Source organism: Stenotrophobium rhamnosiphilum (assembly GCF_003052265.1).
GTDB classification, from domain to species: Bacteria; Pseudomonadota; Gammaproteobacteria; order Nevskiales; family Nevskiaceae; genus Stenotrophobium; species Stenotrophobium rhamnosiphilum.
In genome coordinates this window covers 230651-251984 of record NZ_QANS01000005.1, presented here as the reverse complement: position 1 = coordinate 251984, position 21334 = coordinate 230651, and the positions used below count along the sequence as shown (strand labels likewise).

Here is a 21334-nt window from a genome sequence, read left to right as displayed (position 1 = left end):
CGCAACGATGGCCGACACGCTCACAGATTTTTTGTTTCCTGCTTATGGTGTGCGTGGCGCTGTGGTGGAGATCACCACGGGTATCGGCGAGATGCTCGGCTCGCGCGTCTACGCGCCAGACGTCCGCAAGATTGTCGGACAGGCTATCGCAGCAATGCCTTTGCTGGCTTCGCATTCCAAATTCGAAGGCCGCATCAATCTTCAGTTTCAGGAAGGCAAGGGCGCCATCAAGCTTCTCGTTGCACAGATTGATCGCCATCTCGTTGTGCGCGGCATGGCCAAGGCAGCGGAAGATGCTCAAGGCACATTTGAAGAACTAGTGCAGGGCGGCACGCTGGCGATGATGCTCGACCCAGACGTTGGCACGCAGAACTATCAAGCTTTCGTACCGACTGAAGGCGCTGCACTCGCTAATGCACTCGAAACCTATTTCATGCAGTCCGAGCAATTGCCGACGATGATGCGTCTCGCAATGAGCGAAGGCCGTCTCGCAGGCATTCTGTTGCAGCGTTTGCCTGAAGGCGTCGCAGACGAGCAGGGCTGGGAACATCTGCAAGCCTTGCTCGGCACACTGGATGAAGCTGAACTCGCCAGCGTTGATGCAGAAACGCTGATGCGCCGCTTGTTCCATGCTGAAGAGCTGAGCATGTTCGAGCCGCGTGCAGTGAAACTCTCTTGCCGCTGTGATCGCGGCAGCATCGCGACGATGTTGCTCGGCCTTGGCGAGGAAGAACTCACGCCGGTACTCGAAGAGCGTGGCAAGGTGGATGTCACCTGCGAATTTTGCGGCCACGAATACATCTTTACGCCGATTGAAGTGAAAGAATTATTCAGCGCTGCGCTTGGCGAACCGTTGACGCCAACGCGTCATTAATGATCATTCCAAAATACAAGGTTGGCCCTTCATTAATTCCTTTCGCAGGCAAAGGCCTGTTTGCTGATGAAGCCATCAGCAAAGGCGCTGTGATCATCGCGCCAGACAATGTGCACACCGTCTGGCCAGAAAAGAAATTGCGTGAATACGCAGCGGATTCCGTTGAAGTGGAATCCAGCGTGCGTTGGTTTGAAGATTATTTTTCACTGACGCCAGAGTGGAGTGATGAATGCTACGTCAATCACTCGTTCACGCCAAATGCTCAATGGCATCTCGGTTTTATCTTCGCCCTGCGTGAACTCACTCCCGGCGAAGAAATCACGATGGACTATCGCTACGTCATCGGCTCTGCTGAAGAGATGCCGTTTAAAGACAGCGTCACCGGCCGCGCCATCGTTGGCCTGTCGTGGGAAGAATGCCTGCGTGGTAGTGCTGAGCAGCTACTCAAAGCGCTTTAAGTTATTTCCCATCCGGCGCTTGATGCACAGTCACATCCATTGCGGCTGAAGGCAATGGAATGCCATCGCGTTCGAAGCGCAATTTAATCTTCTCAAGCTGATCAGAGCGCACTGCATCGTAGTCAGCCGTTTTGACCCACGACTGCACGTTCAAATCCAGCGAGCTCGCCGTTAGATCTTTAACGCCAACAGTCGGCGCGGGACTTTTCAGCACGCGTGCTTCGGTGTCCTGCAATTCACGCAACACTTGCTTGGCTTTCAGTAGATCGGCGCCGTAGCTGATCGAAATCACCAGATCGATGCGGCGCATGCCGCGCACCGTGAAATTAGTGATCGTGTTGGTGGTGATGCTGGAATTCGGAATCATCACTTCGCGATTATCAAAAGTGCGCAGGCGCGTGTGAACAATTCGGATCTCTTCGACAACGCCTTTGATGCCGGTGCCAATCTCTACCGTATCGCCCTTATTGAACGGACGGAAGATGATCAGGATCACGCCAGCGGCGAGTGAGGAAAGTTGTTGCTGTAGCGACAGGCCAATGGCCAGCGCGGTACCGCCCAAGACTGCAGCCGCGGAGGTCGTGTCGATACCGACCTGATGCATCGCGGAAACCACGACAACGGTCAGTGCTAAGCCATAGAGCACATTGCCTAGGAAATCGCCCAGCGTTTCATCAACATGAGCGCGGCGCATTGCGGTGCGCACGAGTTTGACGCCCCAATTCGCCAGCCATTTACCCACGAAGAAGATCAGGATCGCTGCAAACAAATGCAGAACGAACGGTGCCGCCAGATCAAAAAGTTGTTCTGGTTCCTGCATCAAATTGTGTACGCGTTGCTGAATCGTCATGGGTATTCCTTTCTCAAGGAGCGAAGTTTAGTGTAAGTGCTCTGATGTCATCAGCATCCAAGAGTTCCCATGTCCACTTCTGAATTTCTGCCCCGCTGGGTTCGGGCCAATGGCCTCGACTTTTCCGTACTGGAAGCGGGCGAGGGGCCACTCGTGCTTTGCCTGCACGGTTTCCCGGATACGGCTTGGAGCATGCGACCGCTGCTTTCGGCATTGGCCGCCTCGGGTTATCGCGCTGTTGCGCCGTTCATGCGCGGCTATGCGCCAAGCGGTATGGCGTCCGACGGCGACTATCGCGCTACAACCCTCGGGCGCGACGCGATTGAGCTGATCAAAGCGCTCGGTGAAGAGCGTGCATTTATTGTCGGCCACGATTGGGGCGCCGTCACCGCCTATTTCGCCGCCACGCTGTATCCGCAGCATGTGCGTGGCATCGTCACCGCCGCGATTCCGCATCTGCGACATTTTTTGCTCAAGCCGACGCTCAAACAGATTGTGCGTTCGCGCTATATCGGATTCTTTCAGTTGCCCGTGATTCCAGAGCGCCGTGTGGTGGCAGACGATTTTCTCTGGCTACGACAATTGATCCGCAATTGGTCGCCGCGGTGGAATTTCACCGAAGATGATTTCGCGCCGCTGAAAGCCGGGTTCTCTGATCCTGTGCGCCTGAAGGCTGCACTGGCTTATTACCGTGCTTTGCCTGCAACCTTGGCAAGCCGGGAAGGGCGAGCGATTTTCACGCAAAAGTTATCAGTACCTGCGCGAGTCATTCGTGGCACGGACGATGGCTGTATTGGTGCTGAGATGTTTGAGAATCAGGCCTATTGCTTCGATGCGGGATACAAGCTGATTACGATGCAAGGTGCCGGGCACTTTATGCAGTGCGAACAGCCGGAGCAGTTTGCGGAGCATGTATTGGATTTTCTTAATCGAGAAAGTAAGAACAGCTAAAAAAAGAAAGGGCGCGACAATGTCGCGCCCTTTTTGATTCAACGACTGACTTATTTCGGAGCCATGCGCAGCGCGCCGTCCAAACGAATGCACTCGCCATTCAACATCGGGTTTTCAACAATCTGCTGCACCAACTGAGCGAACTCGCCGCTGCGGCCCAAACGTGGTGGAAACGGCACGGTTTTGCCGAGCGAATCCTGCACGTCCTGCGGCATGCCGGCCATCATCGGCGTCTCAAACAGGCCCGGTGCGATCGTCATGATGCGGATGCCGTGGCGTGCCAGTTCACGTGCGATAGGTAGCGTCATACCAACCACACCAGCCTTCGACGCAGCGTAAGCCGCCTGACCAATCTGGCCATCAAACGCAGCTACCGATGCCGTGTTCACAATCACGCCGCGCTCGCCTTCTTCGTTCGGAGCCTGTTGACTCATCGCGACGGAGGTCAGGCGAATCATGTTGAACGTGCCGATCAGATTGATGTTGATCGCGCGTGCAAAATTGGCGAGTGAATGCGCGCCTTCTTTACCGACAACTTTCTCACCGCCAGCAATACCTGCGCAGTTGACTGCACCCTGTACGCTGCCAAATTCCTTTTGTGCCAGTGCCACGGCTGCGGCGACGTCAGCTTCGTTGGTGACGTCAACGCGCAGAAAGCGTGCTTGCTTGCCGAGTTCGGCAGCGAAGTCAGTGCCGACTTTTTCGTTGAGGTCAGCGAGGATGACATTCGCGCCTGCGCCAACAAGACGCTTGGCCGTACCAGCGCCGAGGCCTGAAGCGCCGCCGCTGATGATGAAAGTGCTGTTTTTAACTTGCATGGATTCGAGTTCTTCTTATGTGGGTTTATTTAACGGTGATCGTGATTTTGTCGGAGCCCAGCGAAGGATTGAACGGCTGGTGTTTCCAGTCGGCAAAAATCAGCTGAAGGGTGTGCTTGCCTGGCTTGAGCTTGAGCGAGGTTTCGGTCTGGCCTTTGCCAAAGTGAACAACCTGATCGCTGGCTGGCAGTGCTTTGGTCAGATCCACGGCTGGATCATCAATCAGCAGGTGATGGTGGCCGGTGTTTTCCACCTGCGTTCCTGCAGGTGCAACGCCAGCGCCGCTGAGGCCAAACTGCACGGTGACCGGGCTGCTGACGGTGTCGCCGTTCTTAGGGGAGATGATGTAAACCTTGGCGCCGGCAGGGGCGGTGGTCGCGAGGCCCAGCTTTTCGGCTGCGGTGTTGTTGCCCTTCTGGATGGCGGCATCCTTCAGGTCTGATTTCCAATCTGCCTGTACGGCAGTCGCGCTGAGCAGCAAAGTGCTGATGGCAATCAGCTTAATCGTGTGTTTCATGGGGCTCTCCAGTATTTCTCGGGTCCGCGAAATTAGGACTTTTAGCGGCTCACGTCTATACTGCGCGCCGTTTGCTAAGGGCACCTTCCGGTTGGTGCCATGAGTTGGAACTCTTTCCCCTCCGTTGCAAACCATCGCGGAATCCCAAGTTTTCGTCCCCGATTAATCCTTATTTTCGCTGCCTGAACCGGTCCCTGCGTAGCGGGGCCAGGCGCTTCAGGAGCTTTACCTAATGTCATTTGCAAACCTTGGCCTGTCACAGGGCCTGCTCGAAGCCGTGTCCAAAGAAGGCTACACCGAGCCCACGCCGATTCAGGCACAAGCCATTCCTGCTGTCCTCGCTGGTCACGATTTGCTCGCTGCTGCGCAAACCGGCACCGGCAAAACGGCTGCATTCACGCTGCCAATCCTTCAAAAACTGCAGGCTGACGAAGCTGCTGTAGGCGCTCAATCTCGCCGCGCTGTGCGCGTGCTGGTGTTGGTGCCTACGCGCGAACTCGCTGCTCAGGTTGCTGACAGCGTTCGCACTTATAGCCGCAATCTGCCTTCACTTCGCACCGCCGTGATTTTCGGTGGCGTGAATATCAATCCTCAGATCGACATGCTGCGTCGTGGCGTCGACATCATCGTCGCAACGCCAGGTCGTTTGCTCGATCACGTCAGCCAGCGCACGGTTGATCTCGGCCGCGTTGAAACGCTGGTTCTGGATGAAGCGGATCGCATGTTGGACATGGGCTTTATCCATGACATCAAGCGCGTTATCACCTTGCTGCCACGCAAGCGTCAGAACCTGCTGTTCTCCGCAACGTTCTCGCCAGACATTCGCAAGCTCGCCGAAGGCCTGCTGCAGAATCCTGTCAGCATCGACATCGCGCCACGTAACTCCGCCGTTGCAACGGTCGGTCAACGCGTTGTGCATATCGCTAAAGATCAGAAAGCTGGTTTGCTGGCATTCATGATCAGCCGCGGCAACTGGCAGCAGACGCTGGTGTTCACGCGTACCAAACATGGTGCCAATCGTTTGGCTGATCGTCTCGCAAAAGATGGCATCACCACTGCCGCGATTCACGGCAACAAGAGTCAGGGTGCGCGTACGCGTGCGCTGGCCGATTTCAAATCAGGCGCCGTGCGCGTTCTGGTCGCAACCGACATCGCCGCACGCGGTCTGGACATCGACCAGCTGCCGCATGTTGTGAACTACGAACTGCCTAACGTTCCAGAAGATTACGTGCACCGCATCGGTCGTACCGGCCGCGCTGGCGCAACAGGCGAAGCGATCTCGCTGGTTTCTGGTGACGAAAAAGGTGAGCTGAAAGATATCGAACGTCTGCTGAAGAAAACCATCAGCGTGTTCGAAGTCGAAGGCTACACCGCGACCGAACCACTACGTGATCTGCCACGTCCACCAATGCGCCCACAAGCACGCAAAGCGGCCCCAAGCCGTCCGCGTCCTGCAGGCGATAGCGAACCACGCAAACACTTTGGTGGTGGCGCATCGAGCGGCAATCGCGCCAACGGTAATTCCAGCAATGGCAACCGTCCTAGCAATGGCAACTCAAGCAACGGCAATCGCCCAAGTAACGGCAGCTCGAATGGCAACCGTGGCGGTAACAGCAACGGTAACCGTGCGAGCAATGCAGGCGGTCGCCCAAGCTTCGGCGGTCGCAATAGCGGCGGTGCAGGTCGTCCTTCAAGCAAGCCACGCTAAGTAAACGGCGGGCATTAAAAAACCCTCGTTGCGTAAGCGGCGAGGGTTTTTTGTTATCTGTCATCCCGAGCGTAGCGAGGGATCTTGCCGTTAAAAGCGAGATCCCTCGCTACGCTCGGGATGACAAGTGTGTGCTTAAACTTTCAGTTCACGCACGCCATTAGGGCCGCCGAGCAACAACACATCGGCTGGACGCTGAGCAAACAAACCAACCGTGACCACGCCTGGAATTTGGTTGATCTTATTTTCCAGAGTGACCGGATCAAGAATTTCCAGATTGCGCACGTCGATAATGACGTTGCCGTTATCCGTCGTGACGCCCATGCGCAGCTCGCAGCTGCCACCGAGTTTCAACAACTCACGCGCGACATAACTGCGCGCCATCGGAATCACTTCGATTGGGAGCGGAAACTTGCCCAGCACCTTCACCAGCTTGCTCTCGTCAGCAATACAAACAAACTTGCGACTCGCTGCGGCAACAATCTTCTCGCGCGTCAGCGCAGCGCCACCGCCTTTGATCAAGCGCAGATTCGCATCAGCTTCATCAGCGCCATCAACATAGATCGACAACTGACCAGTGTTGTTAAGGTCCAGCACTTCAATGCCAATCTTCTTCAAACGCTCACTGCTGGCGTTAGAGGAAGACACAGCGCCCGGAATGTCATGGCGAATCTTGGCCAATGCATCAATGAAGAAATTAACGGTGGAGCCAGTACCAACGCCGAGTGGTTCGCCGGGCACAACATATTTGAGTGCGGCTTCGGCGGCGGCTTTTTTGGCTTCGTCCTGTGTCATTGGTGCATCTCGAGTTACATTGAAGGGAGAGTATTAACGCCAGTTAGTTTGGTGCTTTTCGCTTGGAAACTAAAGTGCCCAAGTCCAATTGGTCTTCCAATTGAGGGCTTAGTGATTCGATAAAGTTTGCATTCAAGTGCTGGGTATCGCGAAATACAGCCATGCCGCCAAGCTCCGCAGTGCACTTGTTATTGGGGCAGACACTGTTATTTAGGTCTAGAATTTTTACGTTTTTGAATGAATTTGCTGCGGCGGTGAGTGCATGAAATATTTCAGTTGCGCGCTGACTATTCGCGGGAGCTTTGCATTCTGTTTTTCCTAAAAGCTGCCTAGGCCACCAATTACGCCCCGATATGCAATCTAGGCCGTTAAACGGCAGTACTGGCGTTGGGCGTATCAGATAGATGTTCTGAGCAAATGGGCTGATTTTTGACAGAACTCGATTCGTTCCCGCTTTCCACTGTTCATTCGAATATGCAGGGTGCGCCGCAGAGCCTATTAATAAAACATCTGGTTTTAACTTCTGTATCTCAAGTAAAGCTTCACTGCGCCATTGCGCGCATTCGGTGTACTCGCGTCCAATTTTTGAATAGAAAATAGGTTCATCAACTATCGGGCAAGCAGATTTTGTGAATGCAATTAACCGCCAGTCCGCCCCATTGAAAATCTTCGCTGCTGCAGGAAACCACTGCGCACCGATACTGTCTCCCACTAATACCGCAGTGTGCTTTGCATTTTCTTTGCCAAATGCGCAGACGTGGAGACTTGAACTGCGGATGTCAGTGTCGCAACCCATGCGATAAATAATGGGCATGCCGTTTCTGATATACGCATTACGCTGCTGCTGGGGTTGACTTAGCCAGTTTGATACGGCATTTCCCCATTGGACGCTTAAGGTGCAAGCGACAATGATTAACGAGACTGAAGTGAAGAAGACAATCGAGGGGCGTTCGATCAGCTTTTTGCTTTGACGAATGGGGGATTCAACGAGGCGATACGACAATACTGCAAGAAGTAGTGATATCGCGACCAGCAAAAGCCTAGCAAGCGGGTGAGTGGAATCAAAAAGTGTTGCGCCCAAGATCAGTACAGGCCAATGCCATAAATACCAACTGTATGAAACGCGCCCGATTGCCTGCATTGGGCGCAGCGACAGAAATGTACTCGCGCCGCCGCCTACATTTTTCGCTCCTGCCATCAGCAAGCACGCGGTTCCTATCGAAGGAATGAGGGCCCATGCGCCTGGATATGCCAAGTTTGGCGTGAGAAACAAAGCAGAGCCCAAGATTAAAACTAATCCTATCCATCCTATCCAGACAAACTTTGCTGACTGGGGGTTTCTGCTGTGAGTCTCAACATCGGCTGGATTTCCGCAATAGAGCATCGCGAGGGCGCCTAGTGCAAATTGCCAAGCTCTCCACGGCATCATGTAAAACGCTAGCTCTGGCGAATGCTGTGTCGTAAGGACGCAGCTAACAAGGCTGATGCCCACAACAGCAAACATCGCAATTTTTATTTTGACTTTGCCTTGGAATTTAGAGCCTAGCGGCAATGCGGCAATAAAGATCAAAAGCGCTGGCCATACAAGATAGAACTGTTCTTCTACGCCAAGCGACCACGTGTGCAAGAAGAGATTGTTTTCGGCGCTCGGGCCAAAATAATCAATATTGGAAAAGGCAAAATGAAAATTGCTGAGCCATACGGAGGCTGCAGCGGCTGCTGATGCTTGACTGACTTGGCCGCCGGGAAGGATAAAAATCGCTGCCGCTATGCAGGTGCATGCCAGCACTAACAGCATTGCGGGTAGCAAGCGTTGGAAGCGACGTGCGTAAAAGCGTAAGAACTGAATTGAGCCGGTTGCGGTTAATTCTTGCGTAAGCAGGCCCGTGATTAAAAAGCCTGACAGAACGAAGAACACGTCTACGCCGATAAAGCCTCCTGCTAAACCAGAGACTTTTGCGTGGGCAGCGACGACCAGCAAAATTGCAATTGCTCGCAGTCCCTGAATATCTGCTCGATATGTAAGCCGATTCTCGTGTGAGTTCGGCGCCCCCAGATTTTTCATTTTTATATTTTTGTTACTTAAAATTTACTGAAGGCACGCTGCATACCGCTTGTGTACGGTGACTTTTGGCTATACGGCATGGCCCGATGCGCTTTTGCTGTCAGTGTGGTCCTCAGAGTCCTTTTGAGGAGCGCGAGCCAAAGATCGCAGTCCCGATGCGTACCATCGTTGCCCCTTCGGCAATGGCGGCTTCGAGATCGTCTGACATTCCGGCGGAAAGCGTATCAAACCCGGCGCCCACCTCGCTGCTGGCGCGGGTTTGTTCGAACAGTTCGCGCAGCGCGCGGAACGGGGCGCGTGGATCGGCGCCGTCTGCTACGGGTGCGGGGATCGCCATCAGTCCGCGCAATTTCAATCTTGGCAATGCGGCGACTGCCTGACAAAGCGCCAGCGCCTCGACCGGTGCGCAGCCGGATTTGCTGGCCTCGCCCGAAATATTGACCTGCACGCAAACATTGAGCGGCGGCAGAGAGGCTGGGCGCTGTTCGGAAAGCCGCTGAGCGATCTTGAGACGATCAACGCTATGCACCCAATCGAACTGTTCCGCCAAGCCACGAGTCTTGTTGGATTGCACCGGGCCGATGAAATGCCAGCTCAGCTTTTCACGCGGCAGGGCAGCGATTTTGTCGAGGCCTTCTTGTAGGTAATTCTCGCCAAAATCGGTCAGGCCAGCGGCTATCGCGAGCTGCACTGTGGCGGCGTTAAATTTCTTGCTGACGGCCAGTAGCTGCACGGATTCAGGCGCGCGATGACTCGTGGCACAGGCTTTGCCTATGCGCTCGCGCACGGCCAACAGATTGTCAGTAATGAAATTCATATTGCGGGTAGGGGAAAAGACCGCTAGTGTCCACATAAGTGTAACGCGCTGGGGTAGCGTCGTTACCGACCGATAAAAATTCAAATGAGGGGTTAGGCGATGGATATCGCTCAGTTACTGACCTTTGGCGTCAAACAAGGCGCCTCAGATCTTCACTTGTCCGCTGGTATTGAGCCGATGATTCGCGTGGACGGTGACGTCAAACGCATTAATCTGCCGCCGCTGGATCACAAACAAGTTCATGACATGGTGTACGACATCATGAACGACAAGCAGCGCAAGGCTTACGACGAATTTTTGGAATGCGACTTTTCGTTTGAAATTCCTGGCCTCGCACGTTTCCGCGTAAATGCTTTTAACCAGAACCGCGGCGCTGGCGCCGTGTTCCGTACGATTCCGTCAAAGATTCTGTCGCTGGAAGATCTCGGTTGTCCGGCCATCTTTAAAGAGTTGGCAGATACGCCACGCGGATTGGTACTTGTCACGGGCCCTACGGGTTCGGGCAAATCGACCACATTGGCGGCGATGGTCAACCACAAGAATGAAAATGAGTACGGCCACATCCTCACGATTGAGGATCCGATCGAATTCGTGCATCAGTCAAAGAAGTGTCTGATCAACCAACGCGAAGTACATCGCGACACGCTGGGCTTTAATGAAGCGCTGCGTTCGGCACTGCGTGAAGATCCCGACACCATTCTCGTCGGCGAAATGCGTGACCTTGAAACCATTCGCTTGGCACTGTCTGCCGCCGAAACGGGCCACTTGGTTTTCGGCACGCTGCATACGTCCAGCGCCGCGAAAACGATCGATCGTATCGTCGACGTGTTTCCAGCTGCAGAAAAAGAAATGGTTCGCGCAATGTTGTCGGAAGGTTTGCGTGCGGTGGTTTCGCAGACGCTGATGAAGAAGAAGGGCGGTGGCCGTGTGGCTGCTCACGAAATCATGATCGGCACGCCGGCGATTCGTAACCTGATTCGCGAAAACAAAATTGCGCAGATGTATTCGTCGATCCAGACCGGTCAGAAAGAAGGCATGGTGACGTTGGAGCAGACGCTTAAAGAAATGGTCCGCCGCGGCACGGTCACGGTTGATGATGCACGCCGCAAAGCTAACAAGCCGCTGGATCTGTAAGAGGCTGACATGGAACGCGAACAGGCTATAAAACTTATTCAACAGTTGCTTACGCTAATGAAACAGCGCGGCGGCTCGGATCTTTTCATCACGTCAGGTTTTCCGCCCGCGATTAAAGTCGATGGCAACTTAACGCCAGTGATGGACAAGGCGCTGACGGGTGAAAACTCGGCGATGATTATTCGTTCGCTGATGAACGATCGTCAGATCAAAGAATTTGAATCCACCAACGAATGTAACTTTGCGATCAGTCCCCCGCAGATCGGTCGCTTTCGTGTCAGTGCATTTATTCAGCAAGGCCAAGTAGGCGGCGTGCTGCGTACGATTCAAACCGACATTCCAAAATTTGAGCAGCTCGGTCTGCCCAAGATTCTGCAAGACATCGTCATGACCAAGCGTGGCTTGGTGCTGATGGTGGGCGCGACGGGTTCGGGTAAATCAACATCGCTCGCAGCGATGCTCGGATTCCGCAATGCCAATACTAAGGGTCACATCATTACGATTGAAGATCCGATCGAATACGTGCATCCGCATATCGGCTGCATGATCACGCAGCGTGAAGTTGGCGCAGACACATTTAGCTGGGAAAACGCGCTGAAGAACACTTTGCGTCAAGCACCTGACGTCATTCTGATCGGCGAAATTCGTACGCGCGAGACGATGGAATACGCCATCAACTTCGCAGAAACCGGTCACTTGGTGTTGTCGACGTTGCACGCCAACAGCGCCAACCAAGCACTCGATCGCATCATCAACTTCTTCCCAGAAGAAAAGCGCGAACAGCTGTTGATGGACTTGTCGCTCAACACCAAAGCGATCATCTCGCAGCGCTTGATTCGCAAAGACGGCGGCGGTCGTGTTGCGGCAATGGAAATCCTGATCAACTCGCCGCTGATCGCAGACCTGATCTTCAAGGGCGAAGTGCACCAGATTAAGGAAGTGATGAGCCGCTCGAACGAGCAGGGCATGATCACGTTCGATCAGTTCCTGTTCAAACTCTTTGAAGAAGGCCTCATTGGTTATGAAGAGGCTGTGCGAAACGCCGACTCTCAGAACGAACTGCGTCTGCGCGTGAAACTCGAATCCAAGCGCGCGCGCCAGAACTTGTTGGACGACGAAGGTGTTCGCCGCCTGCAGATGAAGGAAGAAGAAAAAGCGCAGCTGATGCGGCGCTAAGCCATCACGCGCTCAACCTTAAAGGGCTGAGCGTTTGTTTTATATTGCTTTACTTATTTAATACGTTATATAAATAAGAACAAACCTTTGCCTGATCTGCTCAAGCAGATCGTGACAAGCGGTGGTCTGGGGACCTCACGATGCTCAAAATCCTGCCCTATCTGAAGCTCGCAGTAGAAAAGAACGCTTCCGATATTTTCTTCACCACCAACGCAGCGGCCATGCTCAAGGTCGAGGGCGAGATGTTCGCCATCGGCAAAACGCAGATGACGTCGGACTTTATTGAAGAACTGGCGATGAGCATCCTCACGCCGGAGCAGCAGGAGTACTTCAAGCAGAACCTTGAAATCGACCTCGCCACGCAAGCGGGCGGCCTCGGCCGTTTCCGCGTCAACGTCTTTATGCAGCGCAATAGCGTCGCGATGGTGCTGCGTTTCGTGAAATCTGATCCGCCTGTTTTGGAGCTGCTGGGCACGCCAGAAATACTTAAAGACCTGATCATGCTCAAGCGCGGCATGGTGTTGATGGTCGGCGCCACCGGCTCCGGCAAAACCACCACGCAAGCGGGCATGATCAATCACCGCAACGAGAACTCCACGGGCCACATTCTCGCGATCGAAGATCCGATTGAGTTTGTGCACCCCAACAAGCGCTCCATCATCAACCAACGCGAGTTGGGTCAAGACACGCTGACGATCGACCGCGCCCTGCAAAGCGCACTGCGTGAAGCGCCGGATGTGATCCTCATCGGCGAGGTGCGTCAGCGCTCCACCATGGACGCCGCCATGCAGCTGGCCAACACCGGTCACCTGTCGCTGGCCACGTTGCACGCCAACAACGCCTATCAGGCCCTGCAACGTATCGTGAACCTGTATTCGCAAGAATCGCGCGACCAGCTCTATATGGACTTGTCGATGACCCTGCGCGCCATCGTCTCGCAGCGACTGGTCCGCGCCAAAAACGGCAAGCGAGTCGCCGCCTTTGAAATTCTGATCAACACTCCATATATATCGGACCTGATCCTCAGTCAGCGTATCGACGAGATCAAAGACGCCATGAGCCAGTCCTCTGATAAGGGCATGCTCACCTTCGATAACTCCCTCTACCAGCTCTACAAGAGCGGCAAAATCGAGATGGAAGAAGCCTTGGCCAACTCCGACTCACGCAGCAACATGGAAGCCAAGATCAACTTTGGTGGTTAATTGGGCACTTGACAGTGCGGCCTTTTGTCTACGCTAAAGGTTGCATCTGACGGCCGCTGCGACTAGAATCGCGCTCCTTTTTTTAAAGGAAACGACGTTACCAGTTGTTGGGTAACCGAACTATAACTACCGATTAGGTTGCACATGAAGACCATTTTTATTAACAACGAGAATGCCAAGCGGGACTGGTATATCGTTGATGCCGAAGGGAAAACCCTCGGACGCCTGGCTACTGAAGTTGCTCGTCGCCTCCGCGGCAAGCACAAGCCGGAATACACCCCTAATGCTGATAACGGCGACTACATCGTCGTGATCAACGCTGCCAAGGTTCACACCACCGGCAACAAACTCGAAGGAAAGGTCTACTACAGCCATAGCCAGCACCATGGCGGCTTGAAGAGCACCACCCTCGGTGAAGTTCTGGCTAAGACCCCAGAGCGCGTTATCGAAAAGGCCGTGAAGGGCATGTTGCCTAAGGGCCCACTGGGTTACGCCCAGTTCCGCAAGCTCAAGGTATACGCCGGTGCTGAGCACCCGCATACCGCGCAGCAGCCTAAGCAATTGACCATCTGAGCTTAAATATCATGGCTACCAAACAAGTCGAACAAAACTACGGCACCGGCCGCCGCAAGACCGCCTCCGCTCGTGTTTTCCTCAAGCCAGGTAAGGGCGAAATCAGCGTCAACGGCAAAACCGTAGACGCTTACTTCGGTCGCGAAACCTCCCGCATGCTGGTTCGCCAGCCGCTGGAACTCGCTGACTCCCTGACCCGTTTTGACCTCAAGATCACCGTCTCCGGCGGCGGTCCATCGGGCCAAGCTGGCGCGATCCGTCACGGCATCACCCGCGCCCTGATCCAGTACGACGAAGCCCTCCGTGGCCCAATGCGTGCTGCTGGTCTGGTTACCCGCGACGCACGTGAAGTTGAACGTAAAAAGGTCGGCTTCCACAAAGCCCGCCGCGGTACTCAGTACTCCAAGCGTTAATCTGCTTGTTGTATCGCTGCGTTGCAGGCCTCAAAGCCCGCAACGCAGCGATACAGTTTCACCTGCTGGGAGATCGTCTAATGGTAGGACAACAGTCTCTGACACTGTTTATCTAGGTTCGAGTCCTAGTCTCCCAACCAATCTGTATAAAAAAGCCCGCGAAAGCGGGCTTTTTTATTGCACGACATAACTAGTGCTGCGCCCACCGGCCTCAGATTTTTTCAGCACACCGAGTTCCAGCAACGTGGTGATGTCACGCAACGCAGTATCTGGCGAACACTTCGCAATCTTCGCCCACTTGCCACTCGTCAGATTGCCCTCAAAACCATCGAGCAGAAGATTCAGCAATTTAATTTGTCGTGGATTGAGCGGCGCCTCAGCCCATCGTTGCCAGAACTTGGCTTTTACGAGCACGTCATTCAGCGCCAACTCTGCTTGCTGCAACGCGCTCAATAAGCCAGAGAGAAACCACTGCAACCACTCAGTGACATCCAGTGATCCTTTCTGTGTGCGTTCCAGAAGTTCGTAATAATTTTTACGATCACGTTGGATCTGAGCCGACAGACTGTAATAGCGTTGAGACGATTGCTCTGCGCGTGCCAACGCCATATCACCGACCGCACGCGCAACGCGTCCGTTGCCATCATCAAGCGGATGCACTGTGACAAACCAAAGATGCGCGAGACCCGCGCGAATCACTGGGCTCTCAGTTGATTCACCGTTGAACCACTGAAGAAATGTTTCCATCTCGACATCAAGCTGCGTGGCGGGCGGCGCTTCGTAATGCACGCGCTCGCGACCATAGCCTCCAGAAACAACTTGCATTGGCCCTGCGTGATCATCGCGCCACTGCGCGACGCGGATTTCGTAAAGACCACTGCGGCCTGTTGGAAATAAAGCGCCGTGCCAGCTCCAGAGTCGTTCTTGCGTGAGCGGCGCCAAATAATTTTTTGTGGCGTCCAGCACCATCTCCACAACGCCTTCAACATTGCGATCCACAGGTGCTAATGCGCCCACGTCGACGCCAAGGCGTCGTGCCACAGATGAGCGGACCGCATCAGCATTGAGCTTCTCGCCCTCGATCTCGCTCGTCTTGAGGACATCGGCAGTGAATGTGCGCACGCTGGCTTCGTCGCGTTGTGCCATTCCGAATGCAGTCATTCGACCTGCCAGATGGCCTTGTGCACGAAGTACCGCTGCTAGGGGTGAGGCCAAAACTGACGCGTCATAGCGCCATGAGGGCCAATCGTTCTGTTGCCAGATATAGGTTTTTTCGCCGCTTTTCATGCGGTGAATATAATCTTTATTTACCACAGTGGCAACCTAATCTCCGCGTTATTAGCGGTGATTAAGCATTCTAATTGCCGCAGCTTGATGAATCCATCTGTCCTGATGCGTGCAGCAGATCAGCTAATAGTAGGGCAACAGTCTCTGACACTGTTTATCTAGCTTCGAGTCCTAGTCTCCCAGCCAACATCTGTAACAAAAAAGCCCGCGAAAGCGGGCTTTTTTGTTTCCATGGTTTTGATCGTTGCTGATTAAGCACTAGCAATCATCCGCCGCTCAGGCCTAAAGCTCGTATCACCCCAACGTCCATAAACCCCAGGCCGTGCTTCGTGGCCGAAGAGGCATTTGATGGCGTGTCGGACGTAGTTCTGGCGTTCATCAAGCAGGGCGCCGTTGGCGAGGTTGTGTTTTTGGCATTCAGTTGCCAGAGATAACAACTGCTGCCAGCGTTGTTGAATGCCGATGCGGGTGATCAGTTGTTCGATGGTTTCGTTGCCCAGGTACTGGGTGAGTTTTTCGCTCAGTAGCTTGAACGTGTTTACGGATTTAATTTTTGATGCGCAGACTTTTTCGATTGCGTCGGGCTTGCCGGAGATCAGGGCTTGGCGTTCTTGCTGGAGAATTTCCAGCAGTTCTATTGCTGAGGAAATGTGCTGTTCGACGATCTGCGGAACAGCTTCTGCTGGGGCGCTGAGTTGATTGTCTTGGTTCGTCATTTGAGCGATATCTCCCATTCCATGCGCGCCAACTTGCTGGCCACTGCCTGCGAATCGACCTTGTAGCTGCCGTTTTCGATGGCGTTGCGTACTGCGGCGACGCGTTGATGATCGGCCACCGGAATCTTTGCGATGCTGCTTTCAATCTTCTGAAGCTGCAGTGCATCCGGTGTGAACTTGGCGGAATCGATCCGGGCAACGTTGGAGATGGGCGCGTCTGAGCTGCCTGTCTTGGCCGTTGCATCTGCGGATTTGAGACCGCTGCGCACGCTTGCTGCTGCGTTCGCGATGTAAGTATCAATTCGTGTCGTCATAACGTTCATCCATGCAATGGCTTGGCTTGCATACGGATTAACGGCCGCCCAATCGAAAACTTTAGGATGAAGTTGGGCGGTCATGGCGATCATGGTGCTACATCGCCACTTCAATGGAGTCTGCGTTCAGTACCACGCCCTCTACCACTCGGCGGGAACTCTTGTTTTCAACGCGGAGGCGATCGCCTTGGCCGGCGTCTGAAAGCGCTGTGCCTTGGGCGCGCACCTCGAGTCCACCGATATGGCTGAGTACGGTGACCGACTGGCCGCGCTTGATGATGCGCTGCATCTCCATCGCATCGGGCGAGAGCACGGAGCCTGCAACCAGCGGGCGCTTCAGCGTTTTGCCTGTGGCATCCGACAGATTGCTTAAGTAACCGTAGGGCAGGGTAGCGGTGTCGCGGGACTGAAAGCTGATCATGTCGGCAGTAATCAGCTCGCCACGATTCAACGAGCGATTCAGCACCAGCACCTGCATGGTCTGACTGATGCGCACGGGTACATAGAGTGTCCATGCCACCGGCGCATTACAACGCACGCCAACGGTGATGGCACCGCGGCCGTTGTTGCCCTGTGGCATGAAGGCGGATGGCGCTTTGGTGCAAGCGGGAAGACGCAGACGATCATCAATCGAAGTGGCCTCAACCTGCGTGCCAGTGCCAGCCGATTGCTGTGCGTAGTCACGCGCAATGCTGCGAATCCGTTCAGGTGATTCGAAGTCCTGCGTCTGTGCATGCGCTGCCAGGCAGCACAGCATCAAAGGCAGAACCAGCAGCTTGCATGACATCGTCGCACTCCCAATAAAACTTTCTTAACTGCACAGAGGCAAGCGCTGTGCCAGCAAAGTTTTGGAGAGTGACTCAAGTTCCGAATGATTGATCCGATAAGAAATCAGACCTTGGAGGTAGCACGCGATGACGACCGGTTTGCTGGAAAGCATAGACCGCAGTACCCAGTTGGCCGGACACAACCGGCTCGCCTTGCTGCTGTTCCGTCTCGACGAGCGTCAAATCTTTGGCATCAACGTGTTCAAGGTGCAGGAAGTGCTGCCATGCCCGCGTATCAGTTGGATGCCCTCCGCTCATCCGCTGGTGAAAGGCGTCGCCGATATCCGCGGCCGCGTGGTGCCGGTGATTGATCTGCGCAAGGCGGTAGGCGGTGAGCCGACACCGGATGATGCAGCTGCGCATGTGATCGTCACTGAGTTCAATCGCTCGGTGCAGGGCTTTCTGGTGCGCTCGGTTGATCGCATCATCCACGTCAACGTAGAAACGGTAATGCCACCGCCGCACGGTGGACAAGAGAGTTATCTCACCGCAATCACGCGCTTTGGCAAAGAACTCGTAGAAATCATTGATGTTGAAAAAGTGTTGTCGGATGTCGTTGGTGAATTGAAGCCCGTCGACAACAGCCTGCTCAACGCAGCACGTGATCTGGGCGTGAACAAGCGTCGTGTGCTGGTGGCAGATGACTCCCGCGTCGCGCGTACGCAGATCGAACGCATCCTCAACCAAATCGGCATCGACTGCTTATTAGTACGTGACGGCCGCGAAGCATTGAAAGAACTCAGGGCAATGGTCGACCAAGGCAAGAAGCCGGAAGACGAACTGCTGATGGTGATCTCCGATGTCGAGATGCCCGATATGGACGGCTACACCTTGACGACAGAAATCCGTCGCGACCCGCAGCTGCGCAATCTCTTCGTAATGCTGCACACCTCGCTCTCAGGCGTCTTCAACAACGCCATGGTGCAGCGCGTCGGCGCCGATCGTTTCGTCGCCAAATTCAGCTCTGACGAGCTGGCCACTGGTGTGCTGGACCGGCTGAAGGAAGTGCAGCAGGTCCACTGATGTTTATTTGACGGCGTTCGTCTGGCACAGGGATTGCCTGATTCCCTGCATAGAGGTTTGTGCAGGAGGTTCCCATGTCAGGATTCGACACAGTGTTCGGGGTACATGCAGCAGCGCTGAATTTCCAGCGTCAGCGCATGGAGGTGCTCGCCTCCAACATCGCCAACGCCGACACGCCGGGATACCAAGCCAAAGATCTCGACTTCAACAAGCTGCTCGCGCAAACCGCTGAGAACGCGGGAAAGCCTGCGACTACTGGCGCCACCAATGCCTCACACATTCCGCTAGAAGGCGGCATCAACGAGGACATGCAGAAGGCTGCGACCGTTTATCGCGTTTCAACCCAGCCCAGCGTTGATGGCAACACGGTCGATGTGCAGACCGAGCAAGCCGCATACGCCGAGTCTGCGCTGCATTACCAAGCCAGCTTGAGCTTCATCGACTATCGCCTGAAATCGCTGATGACAGCGATCACGGGTAACTAATATGTCGAACTTCCGCATCTTTGATATTGCAGGATCGGCGCTCAGCGCACAGTCACTGCGCCTGAATACTGTCGCCAGTAATTTGGCGAATGCTGATTCCGTCAGCGGCGATGCCAGCAAAGTTTACAAAGCACGCATGCCCGTTTTCCGTGCTGAGCCCGGTACTGAAGGCACAGCCACCGCAGGCGTACAGGTACTCGGCGTTGTCGAGAGCCAGGCGGATGCGCAGAAGCGCTACGAGCCTGGCAATCCGATCGCGGATGCACAGGGTTATGTCTACGCACCCAACATCAATACCGTCGAAGAGATGGTCAACATGATTTCGGCTTCACGCTCCTATCAAGGCAGCGTGGAGGTGATGAACACCGCCAAAGACCTGGCACTCCGAACTCTCAATTTAGGAAAGTAATATGAGCGCCATTGGCAGTGTCGGAAGTAATAGCAGCACCAACAACGTCACCAGCGCCTTGCAAGCGCAGACGCTGACGCAGAATGATTTTCTGAAACTGATGACCTCACAGTTAAAGAATCAGGATCCACTCAAGCCGCTGGATAACAGTGAGTTCGTGAGTCAGATGGCGCAGTTCTCGACGGTGTCGGGCATTCAGAATCTGCAGAACTCTTTCAGCACGCTGGCTTCGTCTTTGTCTTCAGGCCAAGCACTACAGGCTTCGAGTTTGGTCGGGCACAACGTACTCACCTCTTCGTCTAAAGCTGTGCTCAGCACGGGCGGAAAAATTTCTCTCGCAGTCGATGCGCCTGCCAGTGGCAACGTCATCGTCAACGTCACCGATTCTTCGGGTCAGTTGATTCGTCGTATTGATCTCGGCGCGCAGGCTTCTGGCCTCACGCAATTCCAGTGGGACGGCATCGACAACAACGGCGCTGCTGCACCTGCAGGGCAATACAACTTCACCGCCACGGTTGGCACGGGTTCGCAGTCGCAAGCTGCAACCATGCTCGCTGCCGGCAAGGTCAACAGTGTGTCGCTGGATTCAAGCGGCGCACTCAATCTCAGTGTCGACGGCATTGGTTCCGTCGCTTTCAGCACGATCCGCCAGATCAGTTAATCACGGCGCGTAACTCTTACAGGAGCACAACATGTCACTAGGTTCTTTCGGCACCGCCCTCAGCGGACTCAGTGCAGCACAGGCAAATCTCAACACCACGGCCAACAATATCGCCAACGCGAATACGGTTGGCTTCAAAGAATCGTCCGTGAATTTTGGCGATATCTACCAGTCGAGCCTTTACGGTTCCAACGGTACGCAATCCGGCACCGGTGTCACGGTGACGCGACTCGCACAAGATTTTTCGCAAGGCACCATCGCCAGCAGCAACAGCTCGCTGGATATGGCGCTCAACAATGGCGCTGGCTTTTTCACGATGAGCAATAACGGCAGCTTGTCTTACACGCGCGCCGGCAGCTTCACCACTGATAACAGTGGCTATGTTGTTAATGGCACTGGCGAGCGTCTGCAGGTTTTCTCAGCGCTGCCGAATGGTGGCTTCAATACCGGCGGTCTGTCCGATCTACAGCTGACCACTGCCGACAATCCTCCTGCTGCAACCAGCAGTGTCGATGTCGAACTGAATCTTCCAAGTGGTGCGACTGCACCAGCGACGGCAACGTTCTCGCCAACTGATGCCACCAGCTACAACCAAACCACGTCAGTCACGGTTTATGACTCGCTGGGTGCCGCGCACTCCGCCAATCTCTATTTCGTTGCAGGTGCAACCGCGAATGACTGGACGATGCACACCAGCATTGATGGCGTTGCTCAAGCCGGCAGCACCGCACTTCAGTACTCCAGCAATGGCGCACTGATCACGCCAGCAGGCGGCAATGTCACGCTGCCTGGATACACGCCCGGCAACGGCGCATCCGCGATGAACATGACGCTGGACCTGAGCAAGACCACACAGTTCGGTAGTCAGTTTGCAGTCAGCGCACTCAATCAAGACGGCTACACCACCGGCAAACTCACCGGCATTGCGGTCGACAGCACCGGCGTTGTTCAAGCGCGCTATTCCAATGGCCAATCGAAAGCATTGGGCCAGATTGCCTTGACGACATTCGCAAACCCACAAGGCTTGCAGCAACTCGGTAACGCCAGCTGGGCAGAAACATTCGGCTCTGGTCAGGCGCTGCGCGGTGTTGCAGGCGCAACCAACTTTGGTCAGGTGCAATCGAAAGCGCTGGAATCCAGCAATGTCGATCTCACCACACAGCTGGTCAACATGATCACCGCACAACGTAGCTACCAGGCGAATGCGCAGATGATTCAGACCGCTGACCAGATTACGCAAACCATCATCAACATTAGATAA

The 21334-nt window shown here is 54.6% G+C and carries 24 protein-coding genes and 1 tRNA gene; 15 read left to right on the top strand and 10 right to left on the bottom strand.

Annotation, left to right across the window (positions count from 1 at the left end):
• Window positions 1–7 precede the first annotated feature (7 nt).
• Both hslO and CJD38_RS14095 read left to right on the top strand, forming a co-directional pair.
• Window positions 8–874 (top strand): Hsp33 family molecular chaperone HslO, encoded by an 867-nt coding sequence (hslO, locus tag CJD38_RS14100; RefSeq protein WP_107940999.1) that lies wholly within the window; start codon window positions 8–10, stop codon window positions 872–874.
• The gene (locus CJD38_RS14095) at window positions 874–1332 is read left to right on the top strand and encodes an SET domain-containing protein-lysine N-methyltransferase (RefSeq protein ID WP_107940998.1); all 459 of its coding nucleotides are present in this window, start codon (window positions 874–876) and stop codon (window positions 1330–1332) included. Before hslO ends, CJD38_RS14095 begins: the two co-directional genes overlap by 1 nt.
• 1 nt (window position 1333) lies before the next feature.
• Here the strand turns inward: CJD38_RS14095 and CJD38_RS14090 are convergent, their stop codons facing one another.
• On the bottom strand, window positions 1334–2182 hold the full coding sequence (locus CJD38_RS14090; protein ID WP_107940997.1) for a mechanosensitive ion channel family protein: 849 nt from the start codon (window positions 2180–2182) through the stop codon (window positions 1334–1336).
• Between the two features lie 69 nt (window positions 2183–2251).
• Here CJD38_RS14090 and CJD38_RS14085 point away from each other — a divergent pair, with 69 nt between their 5' ends.
• Window positions 2252–3133, top strand: a complete 882-nt coding sequence (locus CJD38_RS14085) for an alpha/beta fold hydrolase (RefSeq protein WP_107940996.1) — start codon at window positions 2252–2254, stop codon at window positions 3131–3133.
• 50 nt (window positions 3134–3183) lie between these two features.
• Here the strand turns inward: CJD38_RS14085 and CJD38_RS14080 are convergent, their stop codons facing one another.
• A complete protein-coding gene (locus CJD38_RS14080; RefSeq protein ID WP_107940995.1) occupies window positions 3184–3951 on the bottom strand; it encodes an SDR family NAD(P)-dependent oxidoreductase in 768 nt (255 codons plus the stop codon).
• Window positions 3952–3976: 25 nt separating this feature from the next.
• Window positions 3977–4468 (bottom strand): DUF4399 domain-containing protein, encoded by a 492-nt coding sequence (locus tag CJD38_RS14075; RefSeq protein WP_107940994.1) that lies wholly within the window; start codon window positions 4466–4468, stop codon window positions 3977–3979.
• A 232-nt stretch (window positions 4469–4700) separates the two neighbouring features.
• On the opposite strand from CJD38_RS14075, the gene CJD38_RS14070 reads away from it, so the two are divergent.
• A complete protein-coding gene (locus CJD38_RS14070; protein WP_107940993.1) occupies window positions 4701–6176 on the top strand; it encodes a DEAD/DEAH box helicase in 1476 nt (491 codons plus the stop codon).
• 135 nt (window positions 6177–6311) lie between these two features.
• Here the strand turns inward: CJD38_RS14070 and rpiA are convergent, their stop codons facing one another.
• The 3 genes from rpiA to CJD38_RS14055 all read right to left on the bottom strand — a co-directional run bounded on the left by rpiA (window position 6312) and on the right by CJD38_RS14055 (window position 9853).
• Window positions 6312–6971 carry a ribose-5-phosphate isomerase RpiA gene (rpiA, locus tag CJD38_RS14065; RefSeq protein WP_107940992.1) on the bottom strand — a complete coding sequence of 220 codons (660 nt, stop codon included), beginning with the start codon at window positions 6969–6971 and terminating at the stop codon, window positions 6312–6314.
• A 43-nt stretch (window positions 6972–7014) separates the two neighbouring features.
• Window positions 7015–9036: an acyltransferase family protein gene (locus CJD38_RS14060; RefSeq protein WP_107940991.1), complete on the bottom strand. Its 2022-nt coding sequence runs from the start codon at window positions 9034–9036 to the stop codon at window positions 7015–7017.
• 112 nt (window positions 9037–9148) lie between these two features.
• On the bottom strand, window positions 9149–9853 hold the full coding sequence (locus CJD38_RS14055) for a YggS family pyridoxal phosphate-dependent enzyme (protein ID WP_107940990.1): 705 nt from the start codon (window positions 9851–9853) through the stop codon (window positions 9149–9151).
• Window positions 9854–9952: 99 nt separating this feature from the next.
• Between CJD38_RS14055 and CJD38_RS14050 the strand changes: the two genes are divergently transcribed.
• The 6 genes from CJD38_RS14050 (at window position 9953) to CJD38_RS14025 (ending at window position 14491) form a co-directional block, all read left to right on the top strand.
• Window positions 9953–10987 (top strand): type IV pilus twitching motility protein PilT, encoded by a 1035-nt coding sequence (locus tag CJD38_RS14050; protein ID WP_107940989.1) that lies wholly within the window; start codon window positions 9953–9955, stop codon window positions 10985–10987.
• 9 nt (window positions 10988–10996) lie between these two features.
• Entirely contained in the window at window positions 10997–12163 is a 1167-nt protein-coding gene (locus CJD38_RS14045) for a PilT/PilU family type 4a pilus ATPase (protein WP_107940988.1), read from the top strand.
• A gap of 140 nt (window positions 12164–12303) precedes the next feature.
• Entirely contained in the window at window positions 12304–13365 is a 1062-nt protein-coding gene (locus tag CJD38_RS14040; protein ID WP_107940987.1) for a PilT/PilU family type 4a pilus ATPase, read from the top strand.
• Between the two features lie 144 nt (window positions 13366–13509).
• Window positions 13510–13938, top strand: coding sequence for a 50S ribosomal protein L13 (gene rplM / locus CJD38_RS14035; protein WP_107940986.1), 429 nt, complete (start codon window positions 13510–13512; stop codon window positions 13936–13938).
• A gap of 11 nt (window positions 13939–13949) precedes the next feature.
• Window positions 13950–14351 carry a 30S ribosomal protein S9 gene (gene rpsI, locus CJD38_RS14030; protein ID WP_107940985.1) on the top strand — a complete coding sequence of 134 codons (402 nt, stop codon included), beginning with the start codon at window positions 13950–13952 and terminating at the stop codon, window positions 14349–14351.
• 66 nt (window positions 14352–14417) lie between these two features.
• Window positions 14418–14491: transfer RNA gene (locus CJD38_RS14025), tRNA-Gln, on the top strand.
• Between the two features lie 34 nt (window positions 14492–14525).
• On the opposite strand, the gene CJD38_RS14020 is transcribed toward CJD38_RS14025, so the two are convergent.
• The 4 genes from CJD38_RS14020 to flgA form a co-directional block, all read right to left on the bottom strand.
• Entirely contained in the window at window positions 14526–15638 is a 1113-nt protein-coding gene (locus tag CJD38_RS14020; RefSeq protein ID WP_107940984.1) for a Fic family protein, read from the bottom strand.
• A gap of 251 nt (window positions 15639–15889) precedes the next feature.
• Window positions 15890–16372, bottom strand: a complete 483-nt coding sequence (locus tag CJD38_RS14015; RefSeq protein ID WP_107940983.1) for a flagella synthesis protein FlgN — start codon at window positions 16370–16372, stop codon at window positions 15890–15892.
• Window positions 16351–16668 (bottom strand): flagellar biosynthesis anti-sigma factor FlgM, encoded by a 318-nt coding sequence (gene flgM, locus CJD38_RS14010; RefSeq protein ID WP_161554250.1) that lies wholly within the window; start codon window positions 16666–16668, stop codon window positions 16351–16353. The genes CJD38_RS14015 and flgM overlap by 22 nt, the downstream gene beginning before the upstream one ends.
• A 97-nt stretch (window positions 16669–16765) precedes the next feature.
• On the bottom strand, window positions 16766–17455 hold the full coding sequence (gene flgA / locus CJD38_RS14005; protein WP_107940981.1) for a flagellar basal body P-ring formation chaperone FlgA: 690 nt from the start codon (window positions 17453–17455) through the stop codon (window positions 16766–16768).
• Between the two features lie 127 nt (window positions 17456–17582).
• Here flgA and CJD38_RS14000 point away from each other — a divergent pair, with 127 nt between their 5' ends.
• The 5 genes from CJD38_RS14000 to flgE all read left to right on the top strand — a co-directional run bounded on the left by CJD38_RS14000 (window position 17583) and on the right by flgE (window position 21334).
• A complete protein-coding gene (locus CJD38_RS14000) occupies window positions 17583–18518 on the top strand; it encodes a chemotaxis protein CheV (RefSeq protein ID WP_107940980.1) in 936 nt (311 codons plus the stop codon).
• 74 nt (window positions 18519–18592) lie between these two features.
• Window positions 18593–19003 carry a flagellar basal body rod protein FlgB gene (gene flgB, locus CJD38_RS13995; protein WP_107940979.1) on the top strand — a complete coding sequence of 137 codons (411 nt, stop codon included), beginning with the start codon at window positions 18593–18595 and terminating at the stop codon, window positions 19001–19003.
• Between the two features lies 1 nt (window position 19004).
• A complete protein-coding gene (flgC, locus tag CJD38_RS13990) occupies window positions 19005–19412 on the top strand; it encodes a flagellar basal body rod protein FlgC (RefSeq protein ID WP_107940978.1) in 408 nt (135 codons plus the stop codon).
• 1 nt (window position 19413) lies between these two features.
• Window positions 19414–20073: a flagellar hook assembly protein FlgD gene (locus CJD38_RS13985; RefSeq protein WP_107940977.1), complete on the top strand. Its 660-nt coding sequence runs from the start codon at window positions 19414–19416 to the stop codon at window positions 20071–20073.
• A 31-nt stretch (window positions 20074–20104) separates the two neighbouring features.
• Window positions 20105–21334 carry a flagellar hook protein FlgE gene (flgE, locus tag CJD38_RS13980; protein WP_107940976.1) on the top strand — a complete coding sequence of 410 codons (1230 nt, stop codon included), beginning with the start codon at window positions 20105–20107 and terminating at the stop codon, window positions 21332–21334.

What these genes read in the sequence shown, in the direction of transcription:
- flgE (WP_107940976.1), top strand. Translation starts at nt 20,105, where the DNA reads ATGTCACTAGGTTCTTTCGGCACCGCCCTCAGCGGACTCAGTGCAGCA.
- hslO (WP_107940999.1), top strand. Translation starts at nt 8, where the DNA reads ATGGCCGACACGCTCACAGATTTTTTGTTTCCTGCTTATGGTGTGCGT.
- flgB (WP_107940979.1), top strand. Translation starts at nt 18,593, where the DNA reads ATGTCAGGATTCGACACAGTGTTCGGGGTACATGCAGCAGCGCTGAAT.
- rpiA (WP_107940992.1), bottom strand. Translation starts at nt 6,971, where the DNA reads ATGACACAGGACGAAGCCAAAAAAGCCGCCGCCGAAGCCGCACTCAAA.
- CJD38_RS14095 (WP_107940998.1), top strand. Translation starts at nt 874, where the DNA reads ATGATCATTCCAAAATACAAGGTTGGCCCTTCATTAATTCCTTTCGCA.
- CJD38_RS14055 (WP_107940990.1), bottom strand. Translation starts at nt 9,853, where the DNA reads ATGAATTTCATTACTGACAATCTGTTGGCCGTGCGCGAGCGCATAGGC.
- CJD38_RS14045 (WP_107940988.1), top strand. Translation starts at nt 10,997, where the DNA reads ATGGAACGCGAACAGGCTATAAAACTTATTCAACAGTTGCTTACGCTA.
- rpsI (WP_107940985.1), top strand. Translation starts at nt 13,950, where the DNA reads ATGGCTACCAAACAAGTCGAACAAAACTACGGCACCGGCCGCCGCAAG.
- CJD38_RS14050 (WP_107940989.1), top strand. Translation starts at nt 9,953, where the DNA reads ATGGATATCGCTCAGTTACTGACCTTTGGCGTCAAACAAGGCGCCTCA.
- CJD38_RS14015 (WP_107940983.1), bottom strand. Translation starts at nt 16,372, where the DNA reads ATGGGAGATATCGCTCAAATGACGAACCAAGACAATCAACTCAGCGCC.
- CJD38_RS14090 (WP_107940997.1), bottom strand. Translation starts at nt 2,182, where the DNA reads ATGACGATTCAGCAACGCGTACACAATTTGATGCAGGAACCAGAACAA.
- CJD38_RS14040 (WP_107940987.1), top strand. Translation starts at nt 12,304, where the DNA reads ATGCTCAAAATCCTGCCCTATCTGAAGCTCGCAGTAGAAAAGAACGCT.
- CJD38_RS14060 (WP_107940991.1), bottom strand. Translation starts at nt 9,036, where the DNA reads ATGAAAAATCTGGGGGCGCCGAACTCACACGAGAATCGGCTTACATAT.
- CJD38_RS14080 (WP_107940995.1), bottom strand. Translation starts at nt 3,951, where the DNA reads ATGCAAGTTAAAAACAGCACTTTCATCATCAGCGGCGGCGCTTCAGGC.
- CJD38_RS13985 (WP_107940977.1), top strand. Translation starts at nt 19,414, where the DNA reads ATGAGCGCCATTGGCAGTGTCGGAAGTAATAGCAGCACCAACAACGTC.
- CJD38_RS14075 (WP_107940994.1), bottom strand. Translation starts at nt 4,468, where the DNA reads ATGAAACACACGATTAAGCTGATTGCCATCAGCACTTTGCTGCTCAGC.
- CJD38_RS14085 (WP_107940996.1), top strand. Translation starts at nt 2,252, where the DNA reads ATGTCCACTTCTGAATTTCTGCCCCGCTGGGTTCGGGCCAATGGCCTC.
- flgA (WP_107940981.1), bottom strand. Translation starts at nt 17,455, where the DNA reads ATGTCATGCAAGCTGCTGGTTCTGCCTTTGATGCTGTGCTGCCTGGCA.
- CJD38_RS14070 (WP_107940993.1), top strand. Translation starts at nt 4,701, where the DNA reads ATGTCATTTGCAAACCTTGGCCTGTCACAGGGCCTGCTCGAAGCCGTG.
- CJD38_RS14000 (WP_107940980.1), top strand. Translation starts at nt 17,583, where the DNA reads ATGACGACCGGTTTGCTGGAAAGCATAGACCGCAGTACCCAGTTGGCC.
- CJD38_RS14020 (WP_107940984.1), bottom strand. Translation starts at nt 15,638, where the DNA reads ATGAAAAGCGGCGAAAAAACCTATATCTGGCAACAGAACGATTGGCCC.
- flgC (WP_107940978.1), top strand. Translation starts at nt 19,005, where the DNA reads ATGTCGAACTTCCGCATCTTTGATATTGCAGGATCGGCGCTCAGCGCA.
- rplM (WP_107940986.1), top strand. Translation starts at nt 13,510, where the DNA reads ATGAAGACCATTTTTATTAACAACGAGAATGCCAAGCGGGACTGGTAT.
- flgM (WP_161554250.1), bottom strand. Translation starts at nt 16,668, where the DNA reads ATGACGACACGAATTGATACTTACATCGCGAACGCAGCAGCAAGCGTG.